Here is a 2,979-nt window from a genome sequence, read left to right as displayed (position 1 = left end):
AACGCGGGAGACCAGTGCATCCACCACCGTTCGGGATGCGCCAGTTGACCAGGATTGGGTACACGACTCACTCCTGCTCACTGACTAGGAACGGTCACCAGACGTGCCTCATACGCGAACACGGCCGCCTGCGTCCGGTCCCGCAGCCCCAGCTTCACCAGGATCCGGCTCACATGGGTCTTGATCGTCGACTCGGCGACCACCAGGCGCCCGGCGATCTCCATGTTCGACAGACCCTGCGCGATGAGGACCAGCACCTCCGTCTCCCGGTCGGTCAGCTCCCCGTACGCCGCGTGCGCGGAGGGGGCGAGGCGCGGGCCCTCGGACAGCTTGGAGAACTCCGTGATCAGCCGCTTCGTGACCGAGGGGGCGAGCAGCGCCTCGCCGGCCGCCACGATCCGCACTCCGTCGGCCAGCTGCCGTGCGGAGGCGTCCTTGAGCAGAAAGCCCGAGGCCCCCGCCCGCAGCGCCTGGTACACGTACTCGTCGAGGTCGAACGTCGTCAGCACCAGCACCTTCGCCGACCCGTCCGCGGCGACGATCTTCCGGGTCGCCTCGATGCCGTTCATCTCCGGCATGCGGATGTCCATGAGCACGACGTCCGGGGACAGTTCACGGACCCGCTCGACCGCTTCCCTGCCGTTGACCGCCTCCCCGACGACCTCGATGTCCGGCATCGCCCCGAGGAGCACCGAGAAGCCCTCCCGGACCATCATCTGGTCGTCGGCGATCAGTACGCGGATGGCGTCCGTCGTCACGCGGAGTCCTCCGCGGTGGCCACCGGCAGGTACACCGTCACCTCATACCCTCCGTCGTCCGTCCGCCCCGCCGTCATCTCCCCGTTCAGCATCGAGACCCGCTCGCGCATGCCCGTGATGCCGTGTCCCGCACCGTGCGTCGACTTCTTCAGGGTGTCCTGCGGCGCCGGTCCGTTGACCACGCGCAGGCCGAGCCCGCCGAGCACATAGCCGATCTCCACACGGGCGGGCGCCCCCGGGGCGTGCCGCAGCGCATTGCTGAGGGCCTCCTGGACGATGCGGTACGCCGACAGCTCGACGCCCTGCGGAAGTTCCCGCACCGCGCCCGTGATCACCTTTTCCACGTCCAGGCCCGCCTCACGCACATTCGCCAGCAGGGCGTCCAGGTCGGCGAGGGTGGGCTGCGGGGCGTCCGGCGCCTCGTAGTCCTCTGCCCGTACGACACCGAGCACACGGCGGAGCTCGGTCAGGGCCGCCACCGCGTTCTCCCGGATCGTGGCGAACGCCTTCTCCAGCTCCGGCGGCGGGTTCTCCACCCGGTAGGGCGCGGCCTCCGCCTGGATGGCGACCACCGACATGTGGTGGGCGACCACGTCGTGCAGCTCGCGGGCGATCGTGGTGCGCTCCTCGAGCAGCGTGCGCCGGGAGCGCTCGTGGGCGGTCACCGTCTGCTGGGCGGTCATCTCCTGCTCGGCGCTGCGGCGGGTGTGCCAGATGGTGACGGCCAGCAGCGCCAGGGCGGACAGGACGAGCATGGGCGCCGAGTTGTTGCTGAAGTGGTAGCCGAACGCGGCCTCGACGACGAAGGCGTAGACCGCGGTGATCACCCACATCCAGGCCGCCGTGCGCGGCCGGGTGCGTATCGCCACCACGGTGAGCACCGTCAGATGCGAGATGAAGCTGCCGGGCTGCCAAGGCCAGTCACCGAAGACGCCGGCGACCAGCGAGGAGGCCGCGGTCGCCATCAGGGACACCCAGAAGGCCCCGACCGGGCGGACCAGGGTGAGCAGCACCGGCACCAGGGCCAGCAGGCCGGACACCGAGGCCGCAGGGCCGCTGCCCTCACCCGCCCAGCCGGCGAACATCGCCAGCACTCCGGCCGCGACCACCAGGGCGTGCGGCCGCCAGGCCGCGTACTCCCGCGCGCGGCCGGACATCCGCCGGCTCAGCACGCCGTCGACGCTCCTGCGAGGCAGCGGACGGTAGGCGAACGCGTCGTGGAACAGGTCCTGTCGCAGCCCGCGCAGGGCCTCCACGGCCGCCCGGTACTCCGGGCTGCGCGGTATGTACGGGCGGGACGCACCGTCCGGTGCCGTCTGCCTCTGGGTCGTCTCGGTCACGCTTGACACGGTAGGCGGAGGCGGGGCCGGCGGTCGTCACCAGTGAGGGGGGCCTTGGGCATCCGTCTCAAGTACTACGGGCCGGGGTCTCCCCGCCGGGCTCAGTACCCCGACGGCCGGACCAGCCCCGACTCGTAGGCGAACACCGCCGCCTGCGTCCGGTCCCGCAGCCCCAGCTTCACCAGGATGCGGCCCACATGGGTCTTCACGGTCTGCTCGGCCACCACGAGCCGTCCGGCGATCTCCGCGTTCGACAGGCCCTGGGCGATGAGCGAGAGGACCTCCGTCTCCCGCTCGGTGAGGTCGCCGACGCGTGTCTTCAGCGGGATCCGGGGGGCACTGTCCAGGCGCGAGAACTCCGCGATCAGCCGTCGGGTGATACCGGGCGCCAGCAGCGCGTCGCCCGCGGCCACCACCCTGACGGCCTCGGCGAGCTGATCGGCCGAGGCGTCCTTGAGCAGGAAGCCGGAGGCACCGGCGCGCAGGGCCTCGTACACGTACTCGTCCAGGTCGAAGGTGGTGAGCACCAGGACCCTGGGGTGCGGGGTGTCCGCGGTGATGCGCCGGGTCGCCTCGGTGCCGCCCAGTTCCGGCATGCGTGCGGAGCGGACCGGGCAGGCGCAGCAGCAGTGGGCGGACGGGTGACTGCCGGCGGGTGGCGGCGGTCGCCGGGCCGGCCGGGACTCCGGGGCCGCCGGTCGATGTCGCGCCCCCCGGACCACGGGACCCGGCCGCACCGCCGCCGTCCGCCATGCCGCTGAACTCCCCGCCCCTGACGGGTTCGAGCCTAAGAGGTATCCCGTAATGCGGGGTGAGGTGGGCCTTGCCGGGGTGGGTGCTGCGGTTACCGGACGTCGAGTTTGAGGTTGTGTAGTGCTGCG

The 2,979-nt window shown here is 71.5% G+C and carries 2 protein-coding genes and 1 pseudogene; all 3 read right to left on the bottom strand.

Annotation, left to right across the window (positions count from 1 at the left end; all coding sequences use genetic code 11):
* Nucleotides 1-77: 77 nt before the first annotated feature.
* Nucleotides 78-758, bottom strand: coding sequence for a response regulator (locus ACWDA7_RS51760; RefSeq protein ID WP_450615042.1), 681 nt, complete (start codon nt 756-758; stop codon nt 78-80).
* A complete protein-coding gene (locus ACWDA7_RS51755; RefSeq protein ID WP_450615041.1) occupies nt 755-2,098 on the bottom strand; it encodes a sensor histidine kinase in 1,344 nt (447 codons plus the stop codon). Before ACWDA7_RS51755 ends, ACWDA7_RS51760 begins: the two co-directional genes overlap by 4 nt.
* A gap of 101 nt (nt 2,099-2,199) precedes the next feature.
* Nucleotides 2,200-2,697 (bottom strand): annotated as a pseudogene (locus tag ACWDA7_RS51750) (LuxR C-terminal-related transcriptional regulator); the annotation flags it as partial.
* Nucleotides 2,698-2,979 lie beyond the last annotated feature (282 nt).

The organism is Streptomyces sp. NPDC001156 (assembly GCF_053598275.1).
The sequence above is the reverse complement of the archived record's forward strand: the minus strand, read 5'-3'. Positions and strand labels throughout refer to the sequence as shown.